Source organism: Moorena sp. SIO3I6 (assembly GCF_010672095.1).
In genome coordinates this window covers 1-2,369 of sequence record NZ_JAAHHU010000726.1, presented here as the reverse complement: position 1 = coordinate 2,369, position 2,369 = coordinate 1, and the positions used below count along the sequence as shown (strand labels likewise).

Here is a 2,369-nt window from a genome sequence, read left to right as displayed (position 1 = left end):
CTCAACATCAAGACTTTCTAAATGCATTTGACCAGTATATGTACGAAATAGAATATGAAGACCATGATCTGATGACCAAGATCCATCAGGGAAGGAAAGCACTTTACCAACAAGGTCAGCAACACTATGGCCCTTATCATCCTACTAAAGAAGCAGGTCAACAGCAGTTTCATGATTACATCCGTAGGATGATTCCTGTAAGCCTAGATGGAAATATATTAGGCGGTTTGGGAGCATCTAAAAAGACTGTCTCTCCCACAATGGATGTGGTAAAACCGTCGTGAAAATGAGATACAATTTATTGGTCTTCGCAGAAGTTGTTGGGGAAAGGATAAAGGAACGCTATAGCGAATATCAATCCAATCCTCATATTCCACCACAACTGATGGAAATCTGATTCAAAAATCTCAATCTCTAAAATAACAGTAGACAATGGACTCTCAAATGATTGCATCGAAATTTGACACAGATGTACGGAAAACTCATCGCTTAACTCAAGAACAGCTCACTCAATATCACGAAGATGGATATGTTATCGTCCGTGGGTTATTTGATTCAGAGGAGGTTAGCTTAATCCGGGAAGTTTGCGATAACGATCCCAATTTTGCCAATTCTCTCAGGACTGTCATCAACCAAAAGGGTGAACCCTGGCATGCTGCTGTTTGGAATGGTTTAAATGATAGTCTGGTTAGCGTAGTGACTCGATTAACTCGGATTGTCGATACTGCGGAACTTATATTAGGTGAGGAGTGCTATCATTGGCACTCAAAAATTCTTCAAAAGCTGCCATATGATGATACTGTCATAAATTGGCATCAAGGTTACACCTATTGGTATGGTGACGGCTGTCTTTTTCCCAACATTGTAACTTGTACAGTGGCTATCACTGAAAATACTAAAGCCCATGGTTGCTTGCAAGTCATCAAAAAGTCCCATTTAATGGGTCGGATTAAACCTGTGTTGCAAGGTAATGGAGATGTCTGCGATCCAAAGCGTATGGAAAAAGTGATAGAAAGGCTAGAAGTTGTTGATTGCGAAATGGCACCTGGCGATGCTGTATTCTTTCATGCAAACACGATACATGGTTCTCAAGGAAATCACACAGATGATACTCGTATCCTAATGCATTGCCACTATAACGCTGTCTCAAACCAACCTGTTGAGGAAAAAGGTCAAAAATCCCACCCCTACATCCCTCTAGATAAACTTCCTGATTCTGCGATTAAGAATGGACTTTACAAATCGGGATTTGAGGATCAGACTGGCGATTGGAATTGGTATACATCTGACTTTGGAGCTAACTCACAATAATTTATTTTTGTACTAGAGTTACAGCGAATAATCTTGATTGAGAAAACATGAACCTAGAAATTTAGCAGCAAAAATATGAAGCTTACTTTGCTTGCTTTAAATTATTAAATAGTCCTGCCTATCAATACTCTTTTCGTCTAGAGCCTAGAGACTGCATGATAATACAAAACTTCCGAGTGCTTCATGGAAGAAAAGCTTTCGATCGCTCTTAGCGGAAGCTGAGGCCTTTGGCCACGCTTCGCGAACGCTTCATCGCGTAGCGTGACCAAAGGTCAATCCTAATTCAGGTGCAAGGGAATTGAATGTATCCTAAGTAGTCGGACATATATAAACCAATACAGTTCAGTTAAGGATTTTTTACTGTATCTATGAGGTATAGAAGTCCTATGCTTACGTTATCACTCTGAGGAGTTTTAGGCTTATCTGAACCGTATTGATATATAAACAGCTCTATGTTAACAAATGTAAAAATAGAGAGAATTACTGTGCTGCTTAGGTTTCTGGTGTGTTTACAAAAAATTACACAGATACCAAAACTTTTGTCCGACTACTTATCTCCCTTGGAGTTATTTTATTGGGCGAGAAAACTTTAAGCTCTTTAAAAGTTTATATCTCAAGGAGATTTAAAGAGCTAATTCTATAATAATTTAACAAACAAAGTTATATTTTTATAACCTATTCAAAGAGTTGGCTTTTCCGTCGCTTTTCGTGTATGCAGTTGAATTTTTCGCTATTTATCTTTAGAAAAATGAGAATTATTACATTTACCTATTCGTTCCTAAATTTAGGATATCGCTGCTAATATCTTAAGTTTAAAACTGTTGTCGCGATTGCCTAAAATATTGTTCATGCTTGAAGAGAAGTCGATAGGGAGCAGGTCAAAGTTGCCGAACATTTGTACTATGTACCATGAGAGCAAGCTTAAACCCATGAGGGGGCTATAGATAATGTACAAATATTCTGCATAAGTGACATGCTCCCCCTATTACCTATTACCCATTACCTATTACCCATTACCTATTACCCATTACCCAGATAAGCGTACAAATGTTCTGCAT

At 38.4% G+C, this 2,369-nt stretch carries 2 protein-coding genes and 1 pseudogene; all 3 read left to right on the top strand.

Translation table 11 applies throughout. The features are described 5' to 3' along the window. Window positions 1–284, top strand: a 284-nt coding sequence (locus F6K49_RS41915) for a hypothetical protein (protein WP_293107182.1), incomplete at its 5' end; no start/stop codon positions are given. A gap of 148 nt (window positions 285–432) precedes the next feature. Then, on the top strand, window positions 433–1,311 hold the full coding sequence (locus F6K49_RS41910; protein ID WP_293107179.1) for a phytanoyl-CoA dioxygenase family protein: 879 nt from the start codon (window positions 433–435) through the stop codon (window positions 1,309–1,311). Between the two features lie 80 nt (window positions 1,312–1,391). Then, window positions 1,392–1,523: pseudogene (locus F6K49_RS41905) on the top strand (TauD/TfdA family dioxygenase); the annotation flags it as partial. Between the last annotated feature and the right edge of the window lie 846 nt (window positions 1,524–2,369).